The sequence below is a fragment of the Picosynechococcus sp. PCC 11901 genome, assembly GCF_005577135.1.
Classification (GTDB): domain Bacteria; phylum Cyanobacteriota; class Cyanobacteriia; order Cyanobacteriales; family MRBY01; genus MRBY01.
The window spans coordinates 2,357,791-2,374,513 of sequence record NZ_CP040360.1 but is presented as its reverse complement, the minus strand read 5'-3'; the positions used below and the strand labels follow the sequence as shown (position 1 = coordinate 2,374,513).

Below are 16,723 nucleotides of genomic sequence, written 5' to 3'. Positions count from 1 at the left end.
ATTCGTGAAATTTCTGCTAATTTCTTGGGGGCGATCGCAATTGTGGTGTTGCGAGCAAGGGGTAAAATATGACCTTGCCCCCCGACCTAGGAGACCCCCTTTAAAATGCTCGCCAAACGAATTTTGCCTTGCCTCGATGTGAATGCTGGACGGGTTGTCAAAGGTGTGAATTTTGTCGATCTCAAGGATGCTGGCGATCCGGTGGAGTTGGCGAAGGTTTATAACGATGCGGGGGCTGACGAATTGGTTTTCCTCGATATTACCGCCACCCACGAAGACCGCGACACCATTATCGATGTGGTCTACCAAACCGCAGAACAGGTCTTTATTCCCCTCACCGTCGGCGGTGGCATTAGTACCACGGCCCAGATTAGAAACCTCCTGCGGGCCGGGGCCGATAAAGTCAGTATCAATTCTTCGGCGGTGCGGAACCCGGATTTTATCAATGAAGCAGCCGAACGATTTGGCAATCAGTGCATTGTGGTGGCGATTGACGCCCGGCGTCGGCCAGATCCGGCAAATCCGGGTTGGGATGTTTATGTGCGGGGCGGCCGCGAAAATACCGGCATTGATGCCCTGGGCTGGGCGAAGGAAATGGCCCAACGGGGCGCTGGGGAACTGCTTGTCACGAGTATGGATGCTGATGGTACCCAAGCGGGTTATGACCTAGAACTTACCAAGGCGATCGCCAATGCCGTCGAAATTCCGGTCATTGCCTCCGGGGGAGCGGGCAACACCCAGCATATTTACGAAGCCCTGACGACGGGGAAAGCAGAGGCCGCCCTTTTAGCCTCATTGCTCCACTATGGTCAACTGACCGTCGCCGAAATTAAGACCTACCTCCAACAGCATCAAGTGCCCGTGCGCCCAACCCAAATCACTCAGTAAGCGGCAGTAACCGTTGGCCGTAAACCAAGGCCTGGTGGCAATAAACGAGTCCTTCGGCTCGGCTGGCGATCGCCTGAGGTTTGAGCATTAATTTTTCCTGGGGGAGCACACCAATTTTCGCTTGGAGAGCTGCCGCCACCGCTGCCTGGGCATAGGGGGGAATTTCCTCCTGATCTGCGTAGTGTTCTGTTAGGGCAATGTCCCCTGGTGGTAAACGCAGGCCCTGGGCGATCGCCACGAGGAGATGGACGCGCCGTAGGGGTTGCTGGGGTTGGAAAGTGTGGTCAGGAAAACCAGAGAAAAAACAGCCTTGATATCCTTGTTGAATGGCCTCGGCGGCAGGCAAATGGGACGGCACATCGAAAAATTGTTTCCGGGGGCGTTGGGGACTGGGGTGAAATATGGCCTGGATCCACAGGGCAAACTGGGCGCGATTGAGGGGCTGATCGGGGAAAAATTGGCCCTGGGCTGAACCGTGAATGTAGCCAAGATTGGCGATCGCCTGGATAAAGGGTTTGGCCCAGTGGTTTTGCACATCGCTAAAAGTCGGCAGATAGGGCAGCGGATCGACCAATCCAGGCGCAGCCAAAACGGGTAATTCCCCCTGTAAAACCAAGGCTTGGTGCAAAAAAGCGGCCATTTCCCCCCAGGTGATTCGCTGGAGGGGTCGCAGATCAACTTGGGGCTGGGTCACGACCAAATGGTGTTGAGTTGCAGCGGCGATCGCCCCCATCACCGTCGAAGGAATCTGGGCATAGTCTCGAAAAGCCCGTAATACCGCTGGATTCCCTGGACTCAACCCTAAACCCCGTACCAACGCTTCTAGCACTTCAAACCGTTTCAGCACAGCTTGGGGGCGAAAGGTGTCATCGGGATAACCCGTCAAAAATCCCATGGAGACCGCTTGGGCGATCGCCGCTTGGTCTTGGCGCGCAACATCTGGAAATTCCGGCACAAAAGTGCCCCAGGGTCGTGGCAGATCAAAACATTGGGCTAGCACCCTGGCAAACTCAGTCCGGGTCAGTGGTCGAGCCGGATCAAACCCAGACCCAAACCAAGCCCCTAAACCCTTCACCGTGGCTAACTGATTAGTGAACGATGTGGCCCAATGGTCAGAGGGAGAAACCAGGGGATCAGGATTAGAGCGATTCATATTGGGCATAGTTAGGGATGCAACCGAGGCAAATCACTCGGCCACGGATTGAACACAGGCGCAAATTGTCCCCATGATAGATTCTTCCGCAGGACTTGCCAGATTTTTGTCAGATTATTGAGTTCTGGCCCTTTTCCTTTCTTGAGGTTTGTAACATCCGGAACAAAAAGCCCCAAAATCAATGCAGTAAACTCATTGGGCACATGACAGGAAAACATTTAACCAAGGGGATGACCCATGCGCCTGGAGCAATTGCAAGCATTTTTGGCGATCGCCGCCACCGGAAATTTTGGTCAAGCAGCCCAGCAATGTGGCGTCACCCAATCCACCGTCAGTCGCCAAATTCAAAGCCTTGAGGCCGCCGTCGGGATGCCCCTTTTTCACCGCAGCGCCCAGGTTAAACTCACCCTGGCGGGGGAACGGTTTCTGCCCTACGCCCGCAAAATTTGTAGCAGTTGGGACAATGCCCGTGCTGAAATCAATGATCTTCTCGCGGGCAATCAATCGGAACTCTGCGTCGCTGCCATTCACTCCGTCTGTGCCTACCATCTGCCGCCCGTACTCCAACAATTTTGTCGGATGTACCCCCAAACCCAACTGCGAGTCACCGCCCTCGGTAGTGATCGCGCCCTAAAAGTGCTGCGGGATAGCCTTGTGGATGTGGCCATTGTCATGAATAATCGCTTCCTCACCGCCAGCCCCGATATGGTCGTGATGCCCCTCTACAAAGAAAGCGTTGAAGTCCTCCTCAGTAGACATCATCCCCTCGCCCAGAAGGAAAAATTAAGCTGGATCGATATCGCGAGCTACCCCCAAGTGGTCTTTAAGGACGGCTATGGTATGCAACGTTATGTGCAAGATCAGCTCGCCAACCACGGTCTCGCCCCCACGGCCACCGTTGAACTTAATAGCCTCGATGCCTTCCGTGGCCTGGTACGCCAGGGTGATATGATTGCCCTTCTGCCCCAATCTGCCCTCGTCGAAGCCCGTACTGATTCTGCCCTTGTGGTCAAACCTCTGCCCGATGCCATGGATATGCGGGAAGTTGTCCTCGTCACGACTAGCGATCGCCTAGAGATTCCCCCAATTCAATATTTTTGTAGTCTCATTACCCAACTTCTTTCTCAACCGCGCCTCGATACCCTTAGTGCCTAGGTCTCGGTTTAGAAAAAGACCCATAAAAAAATTGCCCCGACCAGGGTCAGAGCAAGGAACTGAGGTGACAGCCCACCATTGGTGTAAGTTAGTTGCCGTCAACTAATTTAGAGATCCACTTCGCTCAGTTCACGGGTCATGTGGTCAAACGGTTCATCGATAAAAGCCGTATTCGCGATGCCAGCCGCCGCCGCCATTTCCTTAATCGCATCCTTAAGGAATTGAATTCCCCGAACCGTCGGTGCAATGGGCACCCCTAGGGAATTATAGGTTTCTCTCAAACCCTGTAGAACCCGCTCGTTGAGAACGTCCATATCCCCAGCAATTAAGGCATAGGTGCCATAGCGGAGGTAGTAGTCCATGTCCCGCAAGCAAGCAGAAAAGCGACGGGTCGTATAGGCATTGCCCCCAGCTAAGAGCAGTTCAGGGACCGCTTCAAAGAGACTATTGGCCGCGGCCTTGACGATCTCCGCAGATTGACTATTGATCATCGCCGCAACGGTGATTCGGTCATTCCCCGAAGCAAAGTAGTCTTTGAGGCTCTCGATGGCATCACGGTCAAAGTAACGCCCGGTGGTATCGTAATTTCTGATCAGACTTGTAACAGCGTCCCGCATTAAATTTTCTCCGAACAGCAGTTTTATTAAGCGCGTTTAGAAAAGGATCATCCCAGGGGGATGAGAAGCTTCGTTTTATATTGACATACTCCCATGACTGAAGTACATGGTTTTTCCTTCGGGTAAAGACCCCAGGACGAGCCTGTTTTACGTCGCCCAAAGGAGTGGAGGATGTCTTCTCCCGTAATTTTATACGGCATTTATAATCCCAGGTTTCGGGCCGTATTGATTACATTTCTTTAAAAAAAATAATAAAACTGCTCTAAATCTGAGATCTAAAAGACGATTTTTGTTTTTCCCAAGCTGTACCGAGGCTGTGGCCATCCATGCCAGATGGGGCGACTTTCTGTAAATATTTTGGTGAAATTTTGGCGATCGCCTGACCCGGAGCTTTAAATCTAACCTACCCTGACAGTAAACAGTTCCTGGGCCGCAACCAGTGGAGATGTGACCCAGACTACAACGAACTGCCATAACTCTTTCTAGGATCAAGCGAACTGTGTCGGCGTGAATCCCATCGCTTGCCGGATCCTACCAGTGAAGATTAAGAATTGTTTGTGAGGCACCCCACCATGACCCAGACAGCAACCGATGTTTTACGGCTGATCCAAGAGGAAAATATTCAAATTATTGACCTCAAGTTTGTTGATCTGCCAGGCATTTGGCAACATTGCTCGTTTTACCAAGATCAACTGGACGAAGCTTCCTTTGTTGATGGGGTGCCTTTTGACGGTTCAAGCATTCGAGGCTGGAAAGCGATTAACGAGTCTGACATGGCGATGGTGCCTGATCCCACAACTGCTTGGATCGATCCATTTTGTAAAGAAAAAACCCTCAGCCTCATTTGTTCGATCAAAGAACCCCGCACGGGGGAGTGGTACAGTCGTGATCCCCGCAGCATTGCCCAAAAAGCCGTGGACTATCTCACAGCCTCCGGCCTGGGTGATACCGCCTATTTTGGCCCCGAAGCAGAATTTTTCGTGTTTGATGATGTGCGTTTTGACCAGACGGAGAATAAAGGGTTTTATTACGTTGATAGCATCGAGGGTCGCTGGAATTCAGGCCGCAAAGAACCGGGGGGCAATCTCGCCCACAAACCGGGCTACAAACAGGGGTATTTCCCCGTACCACCAACGGATACCCTCCAGGATATGCGCACAGAAATGCTGCTGACCATGGCGAAATGCGGCGTTCCCATCGAAAAGCACCACCACGAAGTCGCCACCGGGGGCCAAAATGAATTGGGGTTTCGCTTTGCAACGCTCCTCAAGGCCGCAGATTATTTGATGACCTATAAGTATGTGATCAAAAATGTCGCCCGTAAGTATGGCCGCACCGTGACATTTATGCCGAAACCACTGTTTAACGACAACGGCTCCGGGATGCACACCCACCAATCCCTCTGGAAAGGAGGTCAACCACTATTTTGGGGCGATCGCTACGCCAACCTCAGTCAACTGGCCCTCCATTACATTGGTGGCATCCTCAAACACGCCCCAGCCCTGCTCGCTTTTTCTAATCCCAGCACCAATTCCTACAAGCGTCTCGTTCCCGGCTTCGAGGCCCCGGTTAATTTAGCCTATTCCCAAGGAAATCGTTCGGCGTCGGTGCGCATTCCCCTGTCTGGGCCAAACCCCAAAGCCAAACGCCTTGAATTCCGTTGCCCTGATGCTACAGCCAACCCCTATCTAGCCTTTGCGGCGATGCTCTGTGCAGGCATTGATGGTATTAAAAACGCCATTGATCCAGGTGATCCCCTAGATGTCGATATCTACGATTTGACCCCAGAGGAACTGAGCAAAATTCCTTCAACTCCCGCTTCCCTAGAAGCCGCCCTCGAAGCTCTCCAGCAGGATCATGATTTTTTAACGGCGGGCGGTGTTTTTACGACAGATTTCATTGAGAATTGGATTGAGTACAAATTAGACGCCGAAGTGAATCCCCTCCGGTTACGGCCCCATCCCTACGAATTTGCCCTTTATTACGATTGCTAAATGGCAACCTAGCTCCACAAAAAAATCCCACTGCCGATGGTAGTGGGAAACAAATTAATTTATTTGTGACGACAGCTAGATTAAACGGCTGTGTCGAGTAGTAATGCTACGAAAAATGCTTTAGTAGCGGCTACGGCCACCCCCACGGGAAGCCGGACGACGGTCTTCACGGGGTTTTGCTTTGTTAACCTTGAGGTCACGACCCATCCATTCAGCACCATCTAGGGCTTCAATGGCCGCATTTTCTTCGTCTTCGCTAGACATTTCCACAAAGGCGAATCCTCTCGGTCTGCCAGTTTCCCGGTCAGTGGGAACTTGGACACGGTTTACCTTGCCATATTCGGCGAAGGTTTCTTTTAGATCCTCATCAGTAACCTGATAGGACAAATTTCCAATGTAAATCGACATAATTAACGAATATTCTTCCGAATCGGAGAATCGTAGAGGGCAGAGATTCGGAAAGCTACGCAGTCAGGAAAACTTTAGACAATCTTACTTAACTGGATCAAATCCTTATCTTGTTACGTTTGATTATAGCTGCTCGATTTGATTTTTAATCAGATGTTTCAATTTTTGAGGGTCTTGGGCAGGGAAAAGTTAATCCTACGACTCTCACTGCAAAAATTCTTTACAATCCTGGGAGGATAAGTTGCTGATTTGGGGGGCATTGTATGGGGTTTCCGGTTGTTTATCATCCTGATTATGTGACGCCGATTCCGGAGGAGCATCGTTTCCCGATGCCGAAGTTCCGGTTATTGCATGGGTTGCTGTTGGGGGATGGGGTGATTCAACCGGAGCAAGTTTACCAACCGCAATTGCCAGATCGAGCCTGGCTAGAACTTGTCCACGAGCCGGATTATGTGACGGCCTATTGCCAGGGAACCTTGACCTCAAAGGCCCAACGGCGCATTGGTTTGCCCTGGAGTGCGGGGGTCGTCCAACGGACTTTGACGGCGGTGGGAGGAACGATTTTGACGGCACAGTTGGCCCTAGAGCATGGGTTGGCCTGTAATACGGCGGGGGGAACACACCATGCTTTTCCGGGCTATGGGTCAGGATTTTGTATTTTGAATGATTTGGCGATCGCCACCCGGACAATTCAGCAACGGGGCTTGGCGCAGCGGATTTTAATCGTCGATCTCGATGTGCACCAGGGGGACGGCACGGCGTTTATTTTCCAAGATGACCCGACGGTATTTACCTTTTCGATGCACTGCGAGGTGAATTTTCCCAGCCAAAAGCAGCGCAGTGATTTAGACCTTGGCCTACCGGAAGGATTGGACGACGATGGCTACCTGCAAATTTTGGCGCACCATCTAGAAGATCTTTTGAGTCAGGTGAAGCCGGATTTGGTGTTTTACGATGCGGGGGTGGATACCCATGTGGGCGATCGCCTCGGTAAATTAGCGATGACGAACACGGGTCTGTATCGGCGGGAACGGCTGGTGTTGAGTACCTGCTTGGCGGCGGGTTATCCCGTGGCCTGTGTGATTGGTGGAGGCTATGCAAAAAATATCCATGACCTTGTATATCGCCATTCCCTGCTCCATCGGGCGGCGCGGGATGTTTACTGATTTACTGAATTAAACGGCCAAAAATTCCTGGATGACAGCCTGACTTAACTCATGGGTACTCCCAGAAGCAACAATGCCCCCTTTCTGCATCGCGTAGTAACGGTCAGCTTGGCGCACAAAGTGCAAGTGTTGCTCGACTAAAAGCACTGAAATCCCCGTTTCCGCAATAATTTGTTTCACAGCCGCTTCGATTTCTAAAATGATCGACGGCTGAATTCCTTCGGTGGGTTCATCCAGGATTAGTAACTTTGGTCGGCCCATTAAAGCACGGGCGATCGCCAACTGCTGCTGCTGCCCCCCACTCAAATCGCCCCCCATCCGGTGCAGCATCTCCTTAAGCATTGGGAATAAATTCAAAATTTCTGAGGGAATATTACTCTTATTGCGACGGCCCTTGGGTAAAGCTTCTAGGCCGAGGAGGAGATTTTCCTTGACCGTGACCCGGGGAATAATTTCTCGTCCTTGGGGAACATAGCCAATCCCAGACCGGGCACGGCGATCCGTCGCGAGGGAATTAATTTCCTGGCCCATAAAACGCAGTTTTCCGGTGCGGGGCGGCAACAATCCCATAATTGTTTTCAGAAGCGTTGTTTTGCCGACGCCATTGCGACCAATTAGACAAACCATCTCCCCTTGGGGCACATTCAAATCCACATTCCGCAAAATGTGACTTTCACCGTAATAGACATTGAGATCAGAAACATTCAGAACTGGGGCATCGTTAGCTTGGGTCATGGTTTCAGAAAAACAAAAAGGGGGAATATTGGCTCCCTAATCATAGACAGGAATTCTCCCCCCATTTCGTAACAAAAACAGCAGTATTTTTTTAAATGCGTCCCGCGCTGCCAGATTTAGAGCTCACCACAATCGGCGATCGCAATTTCCTGTTTCGGGGCACCACTACCAGAACCTTGGGCCTCCATGGCTTTGACTACATCCATACCTTCGATAACCTTACCGAAAACCACGTGCTTACCATCAAGCCAATCGGTTAAGGTTGTGGTGATAAAGAACTGAGAGCCATTGGTATTGGGGCCACGGTTCGCCATACTCAGCAACCCAGGTACGTTGTGGCGTAGTTCAAAGCTTTCGTCTTCAAAAGTGTCTCCATAAATGGATTCACCGCCAGTGCCGTTGCCATTGGTAAAGTCTCCCCCTTGGCACATGAATCTAGGGATCACCCGGTGGAATTTAGAGCCTTTGAAATGGAGGGGTTTGCCCCGTTTGCCGATGCCTTTTTCGCCAGTGCAGAGGGCGCGGAAATTTTCAGCGGTTTTGGGGGCAACGTCGGCCCGTAGTTCAAAAACAATGCGTCCGGCACTTTCGCCGCCGATGGTGATATCAAAAAAAACTTTGGGGTTGGGCTGTTCGCTCACGATTTCTTGTCCTAAAAAATGTCGTCTCTTTAACCAAATGGTACTGCAAGGGTGGTCAGGGGCGATCGCCCGTAAAGAAATCGAGAAGTACATTCTTCATCCACAACGTTATTGGCAGTTGACATATGGCAACTGCAGGGCTAGATTGAGTATTACTATTCCAATCAAAATAAAGATGACCAGTAACATGGGACGTCAATGGGCAAGCTACACCACAACAAAGAAATCGCGGCCGCCATACAAGAAGCATTAGAGCAAGGTTGGACATTCAAAAAATCTAGTGGTTCTGCCCATGCTTTTGGGGTTTTGCTTTGTCCAGAACATAATCGTTTGGGTTGTAAAAAATCAGTTCTGTCTACACCCCGCAATCCTGAAAATCATGCTAAGCAAATCAGAAAAGCCATTAAACAATGTTCCCATTCAGAAAACAATGAATAATTATGAATTTTCGTTGGTTTTAGCAAATGTTCGCGACTTTGATGAACAGCTTGTTGATCGCATTTTTGAAGCAGGCTGCGACGATGCTTCGTTATTAACCCGTAATGGTGTAGTTTATCTAGATTTTGATCGTGAAGCAACTTCTTTTACTGAAGCCGTTTGGTCGGCGATTCGTCAAGTTGAAAGTATTGCTCAACCTAAGATTCGTGTCGATAGTATTCAGCCAGATGATTTAGTGACAGTGTCGGAAATAGCGCGTCGTATCCAAAAAAGTCGTGAATATGTACGTTTGCTCATTAATGGTGAAAGAGGTACAGGCAATTTTCCGTTACCTATTTCTGGGATGAGTCAAAAATCAATGATCTGGAGTTGGTCAAGGGTTGCTCAATGGCTATTTAAACAGGGTTTAGTTTCAGAAGAACAAGTGGCGATCGCCCAAGAAATTGCAGACATTAATCAATATCTCTTTCATCGAGATCATTGGCGAGAATTTAATCAACGAATGAAAAAAATTGAAGCTCATCTATTGGCTGTTTAGCTGACCTGTTCAATTTGGCGTACAGCGGTCAGGGCAGAATAACTTACCCCAGCCGTACCTTCCCCCGGATGGACAGAATCTCCCACGAGCCAAACATTTTTAAACGGTGTTCTGGTGGCGAATCCAAAGGGCGCAAAGGTGGAAATTCGCTGTCCCACACCGCCAACAAAGCCTTTGTGTCGGGCCGTATAGAAAGCAAAGGTGCGCGGCGTTCCGGCTTCTTGAACAATGATATTTTCTGGGGAAAGGTCAAAATAGCGATTTAATTTGGCGATCGCCTCCTGGGTATAACGCTCCTTCCGTTCGGCGTAATCTTCCCCAAACCAAGGATCAGGATCGACAAAAGAGGAGGCGATAATCGTTCGATGACCCTCTGGGGCGCGACCATCATTCGGCTTACTCACCGAAACAAAGAGGGAATTATTTTCGCCAATTGCTTGGTCATAATCATAGAGAAATTGCAGGTGAGGTGGACAATTTTTGGGAATTGCCGCTTCCTTGACCCCTAAATAAATGACAAAGGCCCCCGATGGATCGGGCAAATTTTCAATGCGTTTTTGATAGATTTTTTTAAAAATTGATTCGGGCGGATGCTCTGAAATTTTAATTAAATCTTGAACCGTAGTGTTCGCGACTACGTGATCAAAGGCTTGTGTAACAATTTCATTTTGACGCTGATCAAAGACTGTTAATTGAGGCTTGGTTTGACCCAAGTTAATTTCCTTAATGCGGTGGCGAGTGAGTAATTTCCCCTCATGTTTTTCGAGGGCTTCGATCAGGCGATCGCTCAAGGCTTGCATACTACCCTGGAGATGAAATAAACCTTGGGGCGTTTGGGAAACGGCGAGGGCCGTCGCACCGTAGAGTAGTGCGGTTTCGGAACTATCAACTTGGGAGTACAGCTTTAACTGCAAATCCAAAAAAGTTTTTAATCTTTGATCTGCCGCAACACCACATAATTTCAACGCGTCTAAAACCGTCATCAAAGCAAAGGGAACTGTGATCAATGTATCTAAACGAAATGCCTTAATCAATTGGAAAATATCCCAAGGATTACGGGGTGGCACCACCGGATCGCGGCCTTGAAATTGCCAACTCGCCGCAAATAAAATCTTTAATAAATGCCAAAATTTTTCACTTTTGGGAAATTGTTTAAGGCGTTCAACTTCCCATTTTTCCGCATCACGCCAAACGTTGATGGGTTCTGTTTCGCCCGGTAAAAACACCGCACAAGCCGGATCACAAACTGTGGCTTCGGGTAAAGCGACGTCCAATTCTTGAAAAATACGCTGGTGAATCCCCCCTGCTTCTAAGCCCGCCACCTGGGTCGCCCCTACATCGAAGGTAAAACCCCGACGCTTAAAAGTGGATGCACAGCCCCCGGCGATCGCCGCCTGTTCATAGACCGTGACATCGTAGCCCCGTTTCGCCAACAGAGCCGCCGCCGTTAAGCCACCAATGCCCGCCCCAATAACCGCAATCTTGCCCTTACTCATCCCGAAACATCCGTTACAATTCTTTACCTTTCCCTATTGTCCAAAATTTTGCCTTTCTTGACAAAAAGGCGATCGCCCCTGATAAAGAGAGATTGCCGAACCTGCTACAGTCCGCAACTTGGTAAAGTATTTAGACAGTCACTAAACAGCCCACCCAGAGAAAAGACCTATGTTTGACGCCCTAGCCGAACGCCTAGAAGATGCCTGGAAATCCCTCCGGGGCCAGGACAAAATCAGCGAATCTAACATCAAAGAAGCCCTAAAGGAAGTTCGTCGCGCCCTCCTCGAAGCCGACGTCAACCTCCAGGTGGTCAAGGGCTTTATTTCTGATGTGGAAAAAGCGGCAGTCGGTGCAGAAGTTATTTCTGGCGTTAACCCAGGGCAACAGTTCATCAAAATTGTCTACGACGAACTCGTCAAAATCATGGGGGAAAGCAACGTTCCCCTCGCCGAAGCAGAAAATAAGCCCTCCGTAATTCTCATGGCCGGGCTGCAGGGGACGGGGAAAACCACCGCCACCGCCAAACTTTCCCTCTATCTCCGCAAGCAAAATAAAACTGCTCTGATGGTCGCAACCGACGTTTACCGTCCAGCGGCGATCGATCAGCTGAAAACCCTCGGTGAACAAATTGACGTGCCCGTGTTCGACCTGGGCAGTGACGCCAATCCCGTTGACATTGCCAAACAAGGGGTTGAAAAAGCCAAAGAACTCGGTGTTGATGTCGTCCTCGTGGATACGGCGGGTCGCTTGCAGATCGATGCCGACATGATGGCCGAACTCAAGCAAATTAAAGAAAGCATTAATCCCGACGATACTTTGTTAGTCGTTGACTCGATGACGGGCCAAGAGGCTGCTAGTTTAACCCGCACCTTCCACGAAGAAATTGGCGTTACCGGGGCCATTCTCACCAAGATGGATGGGGATACCAGAGGTGGTGCGGCCCTATCTGTGCGGATGATCTCTGGTCAACCGATCAAATTTATTGGGGTTGGTGAAAAAGTAGAAGCCCTAGAACCATTCTATCCAGACCGTTTAGCGTCCCGTATCCTCAACATGGGCGATGTACTCACCCTCGTTGAAAAGGCCCAGGAAGCCGTTGATCTGTCCGACGTCGAGGAAATGCAGGCCAAGTTACTCGAAGCCCGCTTTGACTTTGATGACTTTCTCAAACAGATGCGCCTGTTAAAAAATATGGGCTCCCTGGGCGGCATGCTGAAGCTCATCCCTGGCATGGGTAACAAGATTGATAAAAATATGCTCGAACAGGGGGAAGTGCAACTAAAGCGCGTGGAGACCATGATCAACTCCATGACCAAGGAGGAGCGCAAAAATCCGGATGTATTAGCCCAAACGCCCAAACGTCGCACCCGTATTGCCAAGGGCTCTGGGTTATCAGAAAAAGATGTCTCAAAACTCATTGCTGACTTTACCCGGATGCGGAAAATGATGCAGCAGATGGGTCAAGGGGGAGGCTTACCTGGAATGGGTGGACTCGGTGATCTGTTCGGTGGGGGAATGCCTGGGATGGGCGGACGTCCCGGTCGTGGTGGCGCACCGAAGAAAAAGAAAAAGGCGAAAAAGAAAAAAGGTTTTGCTGACCTCTAGGTTTTCGTTGCTACGATGAATGAAATGGTGCCAAATAAACGGAGATTCGTCCATGGCTAGTTTGTATGAAAAGTTAGGCGGCGCAGCGGCAGTTGATCTGGCGGTGGAAAAATTCTACGGTAAGGTTCTGGCCGATGAACGAGTTAATCGTTTTTTTGTCAATACTGACATGGCCAAACAGAAGCAACACCAAAAGGATTTTATGACCTATGCTTTTGGGGGCACGGATCGCTTTCCGGGCCGTTCGATGCGGGCTGCCCATCAGGACTTAGTTGAAAATGCGGGTCTAACGGATGTCCATTTCGATGCGATCGCCGAAAATTTGGTGTTGACCCTCCAGGAATTAAATGTGTCCCAAGATTTAATCGATGAAGTCGTCACCATTGTGGGTTCAGTGCAGCACCGCAATGATGTTTTAAACCGTTAGTCGTTAGTATCGATCGACCATTGCACAGTGAAATCAGACGATGGATGGGGAACAATGACCAAAAAGCCCCATCTTTTTTATGGCTATGATTAATTCAGAGCAGTTAAAACCGCCCCTAAAGTGGGCTGGGGGTAAGCGTTGGTTAGTCCCTAAATTACGGTTAATTTGGCAAGGCTACCAAGACTATCAATTAATTGAGCCGTTTTGTGGTGGCTTGGCGATCGCCTTGGGTTTGGTTCCGCAAAAAGCAATTTTAAATGACGTTAATTTCCATTTAATTAATTTTTATCAGCAGCTCAAAAAAGGCCTAAAAAGTAGTATTTTAATGGCAAATGATGCTGGCTTTTATTATCAATGCCGAGACCGTTTTAATGAATTGATTGAAAATAATCAGAGCGAGACCCAAGAAGCCGCGATTTTATTTTATTATTTAAACCGGACTGGGTTTAATGGCTTGTGTCGATTCAATTCCCAGGGAAAATTTAATGTCCCTTTCGGGCGATATCGTTCGATTAACTATAAGGATGATTTTTTTGCCTACAAAAAGTTATTTCAAGCTTGGCAGTTTCAATGGGGAGATTTTGAGAAAATTCCAGTTGCTGACCATAGTTTTATTTATGCTGATCCGCCCTATGATGTGGAGTTTCGTCAGTATGCCGCCGGGGGGTTTAGTTGGGCCGATCAAGAGCGATTAGCCACCTGGCTAGCAGCACAAACCGCGCCAACAATTGCCTCTAACCAAGCCACGCCCAGAATTTTAGATCTGTATCAAAGTTTGGGTTTTACCGTGACGACCTTAAGCGCCCCACGACGCATTGCCTGCAACGGCGATCGCACTCCGGCTAAAGAGATGCTCGCCTTCCGTAATTTGGCAGCAAAAGATTTGTTGAATACATAGGGTTCATGCAATTTCTGCAACTATTTCAGGCACCCTGTAAATTGTGATACCAGTTTTCCGGCGAGAGGAACTTACCTTGAAGGTCTGTCAACTTTTTATGTCTTGGTAAGGGGAGTGAATTCATGGGGCGAAGAAATACAGCACTGTCTGATGTTGCCCAACAGCCAACACTCCAGGAATTTTTGCAGTTATGTACAACGGCGGATCTTCGCCAGGAACCCACCGCCCAAGCCTGGGCCTTTCAGTTACTCCGGGAAGGAACATTTCAAGAACGCTGGCGACTGGTTAAGGTTTTTGCAAAATTAGGCCCAACAGCGATCGCCCCTCTCCTAGGCATCGCTGAAGATCACACCGCTGAAACAGAATTACGGTGGTTTGCGATTCGTATTTTGGGACAATACCAAGATCCTGAGGCGATCGCCCGTCTGATCTTGCTCATTGACCATTGTTCAGAAGAATTCCTCCTCGAAGAAATCATGAGAACGTTGGTGCAGCTAGAAGGAAAGGCCGTGGATTATTTAGTGCCGCTGTTGGCCAAGCCAGAAAGTCGTAGCCTCGCCGTAAACGCCCTTTGTAAATTACGCTATCCGCAAATTATTGATCCCCTGCTGACGGTCATTGATGATCCAGATCCGCAAATCCGTTCCTTAGCCATTGAAACCCTCAGTCAATTTCGCCAACCAGAAATTTTTACCGCCCTGTTGTCTGCCCTCACAGATACGGCGGCCCCAGTGCGTCGGGAAGCAGTTAAGGGTTTGGGCTTTTGGGGCCAGTCCGTTGATCCGGTTTTGTTGTGCGAAAAAGTACAGCCGTTGCTCTACGATTTCAACCTGGAGGTTTGTGCCCAGGCCGGGTTTACCCTCAGTCGTTTCCCGATTCCCCAGGCTGCCGAGGCGATCGCCACCGTGCTGCAATCTCCCCATACGCCCGAACCCTTGCAATGTAACCTGATCCAAGCCCTCGGTTGGTTAGCCATTCCAGAAAGTTTAACCCGGCTCGAACCCTTGCTTTACCATGGGGCTGACGCAGTAGTTTTAGAAACCCTCAAGGCATTTGGCCGAATCACCGAACCGAACCTGCGGGGGCAGGGAACAACAATTTTGCTGCAGTTTTGGCAAAAGGTTTCCCAGCCCCAACCCCTGCCGATTCAACAAGCATTCATTTATGCCCTCGGCCAGCTCCAGGATCTCCGCGCCCAGGCTTTGCTAACTGCCTTTAGCCAAAGCCCCGACAAACCGATCCAACTCCATGCGATCGCCGCCCTGAAAAAAATTGGCATCGCCGCAAGTTCCGAAGTTAGCTGATTTTTAGAAGCCAATCAGTTAAGCTAATTATTTCTTAATCTGAGAACATCCATTCCCCACCCACAGCAAGGCCCCATGAGTACCGAATTTCGTGAGCTACTGAAGAAAGTTGGCAGCGGTAAACACACCAGCAAAAGTTTGACCCGTGCCGAAGCGGCGATCGCCCTAGACATGATGCTCGATGGTACCGCGACTCCCGCCCAAATCGGGGCCTTCCTCATTTCCCAACGGATTAAACGACCCACCGGGGTAGAACTGGCAGGGATGCTCGATGCCTATGACCGCCGCAGCCAAAAATTAGACCCCCTCCCCAACGGAGAAAAAGTATTTATCCTAGGGATTCCCTACGATGGCCGCACCAAAACAGCCCCCATTGCACCAATCACGGCTTTGATCCTTAAAACCGCTGGGGTGCCCGTGCTCATGCACGGTGGCGATCGCCTGCCGACGAAATATGGCCTCCCCCTCGGAGAAATTTGGCAAGCCCTGGGCCTCGATTTCCAAGCCCTCAGTTTTGCGCAACTACAAAGCTACTTCCAGCGCACCCACTTTGCCTGCTGCTATACGCCGACGCTCCTGCCCGCTAGCCAAACCCTGATTTCCTACCGTGAAGAATTAGGCAAACGCCCGTCCCTGGCAACCCTCGAATTGGTCTGGTCGCCCTCTGGCGATCGCCAAGCCCACACCATCGCGGGTTATGTACACCCCCCCACCGAAGTGATTATTCGCGATACTTTTACAGAACGGGGCAATCCTCCCTACACCCTGATCAAGGGCTTAGAAGGTAGTGGCGATCTACGGATTTCCCAGACCACCATTGTGGTCACCAATCAAACCGAATCCGCCGATGGATTTGTCTATCTCAAACCCAATCCCTATGACTACGGTTTAGGGGGTGAAGACATTCACCTAGAAAGCCCGGAGCAATACTATCAAGATCTCGCCGCGCTTCTCCAGGGACAGCCTTCACCGCTAACCGATTCTGCTGTGTGGAATGGGGGCTTTTATTTGTGGCATTGTGGGCAAGTCAAAGATCTCCAAAGTGGTTTAGATTTAGCCCAAACCTGGGTCAAAACCGGAAAATTACAAGCAACCCTCACGGCCCTCAAGGCTGATTTAGGGGCAAGAATCGCCTCCTAAAATTTCAACAATCACACCAATGATTGCCATCTAATATTTTTATTGTTCACAATCTTAAAAATTTGTAAAAACAACGTTTTCCGTCTAGACTAAAGGGAAGATACCGGAATAATACTTTT

17 protein-coding genes are annotated in these 16,723 nt (G+C 49.7%); 11 read left to right on the top strand and 6 right to left on the bottom strand.

Going from position 1 to position 16,723, the window contains the following annotated elements; genetic code table 11:
* Positions 1-105 precede the first annotated feature (105 nt).
* Positions 106-888: an imidazole glycerol phosphate synthase subunit HisF gene (gene hisF / locus FEK30_RS12455; protein ID WP_012307249.1), complete on the top strand. Its 783-nt coding sequence runs from the start codon at positions 106-108 to the stop codon at positions 886-888.
* Here hisF and FEK30_RS12450 read toward each other — a convergent pair.
* Positions 878-2,050, bottom strand: coding sequence for an S-layer homology domain-containing protein (locus tag FEK30_RS12450; protein ID WP_138073355.1), 1,173 nt, complete (start codon positions 2,048-2,050; stop codon positions 878-880). The genes hisF and FEK30_RS12450 overlap by 11 nt on opposite strands.
* Positions 2,051-2,278: 228 nt before the next feature.
* Between FEK30_RS12450 and FEK30_RS12445 the strand changes: the two genes are divergently transcribed.
* The gene (locus tag FEK30_RS12445) at positions 2,279-3,196 is read left to right on the top strand and encodes a LysR family transcriptional regulator (protein WP_012307245.1); all 918 of its coding nucleotides are present in this window, start codon (positions 2,279-2,281) and stop codon (positions 3,194-3,196) included.
* Positions 3,197-3,303: 107 nt separating this feature from the next.
* Here the strand turns inward: FEK30_RS12445 and apcB are convergent, their stop codons facing one another.
* Entirely contained in the window at positions 3,304-3,813 is a 510-nt protein-coding gene (gene apcB, locus FEK30_RS12440; protein ID WP_012307244.1) for an allophycocyanin subunit beta, read from the bottom strand.
* 572 nt (positions 3,814-4,385) lie between these two features.
* On the opposite strand from apcB, the gene glnA reads away from it, so the two are divergent.
* Complete coding sequence (gene glnA, locus FEK30_RS12435) at positions 4,386-5,807, top strand: type I glutamate--ammonia ligase (protein WP_030006983.1); 1,422 nt, start codon at positions 4,386-4,388, stop codon at positions 5,805-5,807.
* A 120-nt stretch (positions 5,808-5,927) separates the two neighbouring features.
* Here the strand turns inward: glnA and rbp are convergent, their stop codons facing one another.
* A complete protein-coding gene (gene rbp / locus FEK30_RS12430; RefSeq protein ID WP_012307242.1) occupies positions 5,928-6,215 on the bottom strand; it encodes an RNA-binding regulator in 288 nt (95 codons plus the stop codon).
* Between the two features lie 263 nt (positions 6,216-6,478).
* Here rbp and FEK30_RS12425 point away from each other — a divergent pair, with 263 nt between their 5' ends.
* Positions 6,479-7,381 carry a histone deacetylase family protein gene (locus tag FEK30_RS12425; protein ID WP_065710782.1) on the top strand — a complete coding sequence of 301 codons (903 nt, stop codon included), beginning with the start codon at positions 6,479-6,481 and terminating at the stop codon, positions 7,379-7,381.
* A gap of 9 nt (positions 7,382-7,390) precedes the next feature.
* On the opposite strand, the gene urtE is transcribed toward FEK30_RS12425, so the two are convergent.
* On the bottom strand, positions 7,391-8,116 hold the full coding sequence (gene urtE, locus FEK30_RS12420; protein ID WP_030006985.1) for an urea ABC transporter ATP-binding subunit UrtE: 726 nt from the start codon (positions 8,114-8,116) through the stop codon (positions 7,391-7,393).
* 116 nt (positions 8,117-8,232) lie between these two features.
* A complete protein-coding gene (locus FEK30_RS12415) occupies positions 8,233-8,850 on the bottom strand; it encodes a peptidylprolyl isomerase (protein ID WP_315862694.1) in 618 nt (205 codons plus the stop codon).
* Positions 8,851-8,955: 105 nt separating this feature from the next.
* Between FEK30_RS12415 and FEK30_RS12410 the strand changes: the two genes are divergently transcribed.
* Together FEK30_RS12410 and FEK30_RS12405 are read left to right on the top strand one after the other, a co-directional pair.
* The gene (locus FEK30_RS12410; protein WP_012307238.1) at positions 8,956-9,195 is read left to right on the top strand and encodes a hypothetical protein; all 240 of its coding nucleotides are present in this window, start codon (positions 8,956-8,958) and stop codon (positions 9,193-9,195) included.
* Positions 9,188-9,733 (top strand): hypothetical protein, encoded by a 546-nt coding sequence (locus FEK30_RS12405; protein WP_138073354.1) that lies wholly within the window; start codon positions 9,188-9,190, stop codon positions 9,731-9,733. Before FEK30_RS12410 ends, FEK30_RS12405 begins: the two co-directional genes overlap by 8 nt.
* Here FEK30_RS12405 and crtD read toward each other — a convergent pair.
* Entirely contained in the window at positions 9,730-11,229 is a 1,500-nt protein-coding gene (gene crtD / locus FEK30_RS12400; RefSeq protein ID WP_138073353.1) for a C-3',4' desaturase CrtD, read from the bottom strand. The two genes, FEK30_RS12405 and crtD, sit on opposite strands and share 4 nt — an antisense overlap.
* Positions 11,230-11,398: 169 nt before the next feature.
* Here crtD and ffh point away from each other — a divergent pair, with 169 nt between their 5' ends.
* The 5 genes from ffh (at position 11,399) to FEK30_RS12375 (ending at position 16,604) form a co-directional block, all read left to right on the top strand.
* Entirely contained in the window at positions 11,399-12,835 is a 1,437-nt protein-coding gene (gene ffh / locus FEK30_RS12395; RefSeq protein ID WP_138073352.1) for a signal recognition particle protein, read from the top strand.
* Positions 12,836-12,887: 52 nt separating this feature from the next.
* Positions 12,888-13,262, top strand: coding sequence for a group I truncated hemoglobin (locus tag FEK30_RS12390; RefSeq protein WP_012307234.1), 375 nt, complete (start codon positions 12,888-12,890; stop codon positions 13,260-13,262).
* A gap of 79 nt (positions 13,263-13,341) precedes the next feature.
* Positions 13,342-14,160, top strand: coding sequence for a DNA adenine methylase (locus tag FEK30_RS12385; protein ID WP_138073351.1), 819 nt, complete (start codon positions 13,342-13,344; stop codon positions 14,158-14,160).
* A gap of 122 nt (positions 14,161-14,282) precedes the next feature.
* The gene (locus FEK30_RS12380; RefSeq protein WP_138073350.1) at positions 14,283-15,464 is read left to right on the top strand and encodes a HEAT repeat domain-containing protein; all 1,182 of its coding nucleotides are present in this window, start codon (positions 14,283-14,285) and stop codon (positions 15,462-15,464) included.
* 75 nt (positions 15,465-15,539) lie between these two features.
* Complete coding sequence (locus FEK30_RS12375) at positions 15,540-16,604, top strand: anthranilate phosphoribosyltransferase family protein (RefSeq protein ID WP_138073349.1); 1,065 nt, start codon at positions 15,540-15,542, stop codon at positions 16,602-16,604.
* Positions 16,605-16,723 lie beyond the last annotated feature (119 nt).

Excerpts from the sequence above, each read along its gene's own strand:
- hisF (WP_012307249.1), top strand. The coding sequence starts at position 106 with ATGCTCGCCAAACGAATTTTGCCTTGCCTCGATGTGAATGCTGGACGG.
- FEK30_RS12410 (WP_012307238.1), top strand. The coding sequence starts at position 8,956 with ATGGGCAAGCTACACCACAACAAAGAAATCGCGGCCGCCATACAAGAA.
- FEK30_RS12390 (WP_012307234.1), top strand. The coding sequence starts at position 12,888 with ATGGCTAGTTTGTATGAAAAGTTAGGCGGCGCAGCGGCAGTTGATCTG.
- FEK30_RS12425 (WP_065710782.1), top strand. The coding sequence starts at position 6,479 with ATGGGGTTTCCGGTTGTTTATCATCCTGATTATGTGACGCCGATTCCG.
- urtE (WP_030006985.1), bottom strand. The coding sequence starts at position 8,116 with ATGACCCAAGCTAACGATGCCCCAGTTCTGAATGTTTCTGATCTCAAT.
- FEK30_RS12415 (WP_315862694.1), bottom strand. The coding sequence starts at position 8,850 with ATGTACTTCTCGATTTCTTTACGGGCGATCGCCCCTGACCACCCTTGC.
- glnA (WP_030006983.1), top strand. The coding sequence starts at position 4,386 with ATGACCCAGACAGCAACCGATGTTTTACGGCTGATCCAAGAGGAAAAT.
- crtD (WP_138073353.1), bottom strand. The coding sequence starts at position 11,229 with ATGAGTAAGGGCAAGATTGCGGTTATTGGGGCGGGCATTGGTGGCTTA.
- apcB (WP_012307244.1), bottom strand. The coding sequence starts at position 3,813 with ATGCGGGACGCTGTTACAAGTCTGATCAGAAATTACGATACCACCGGG.
- FEK30_RS12380 (WP_138073350.1), top strand. The coding sequence starts at position 14,283 with ATGGGGCGAAGAAATACAGCACTGTCTGATGTTGCCCAACAGCCAACA.
- FEK30_RS12405 (WP_138073354.1), top strand. The coding sequence starts at position 9,188 with ATGAATAATTATGAATTTTCGTTGGTTTTAGCAAATGTTCGCGACTTT.
- FEK30_RS12450 (WP_138073355.1), bottom strand. The coding sequence starts at position 2,050 with ATGCCCAATATGAATCGCTCTAATCCTGATCCCCTGGTTTCTCCCTCT.
- rbp (WP_012307242.1), bottom strand. The coding sequence starts at position 6,215 with ATGTCGATTTACATTGGAAATTTGTCCTATCAGGTTACTGATGAGGAT.
- ffh (WP_138073352.1), top strand. The coding sequence starts at position 11,399 with ATGTTTGACGCCCTAGCCGAACGCCTAGAAGATGCCTGGAAATCCCTC.
- FEK30_RS12375 (WP_138073349.1), top strand. The coding sequence starts at position 15,540 with ATGAGTACCGAATTTCGTGAGCTACTGAAGAAAGTTGGCAGCGGTAAA.
- FEK30_RS12385 (WP_138073351.1), top strand. The coding sequence starts at position 13,342 with ATGGCTATGATTAATTCAGAGCAGTTAAAACCGCCCCTAAAGTGGGCT.
- FEK30_RS12445 (WP_012307245.1), top strand. The coding sequence starts at position 2,279 with ATGCGCCTGGAGCAATTGCAAGCATTTTTGGCGATCGCCGCCACCGGA.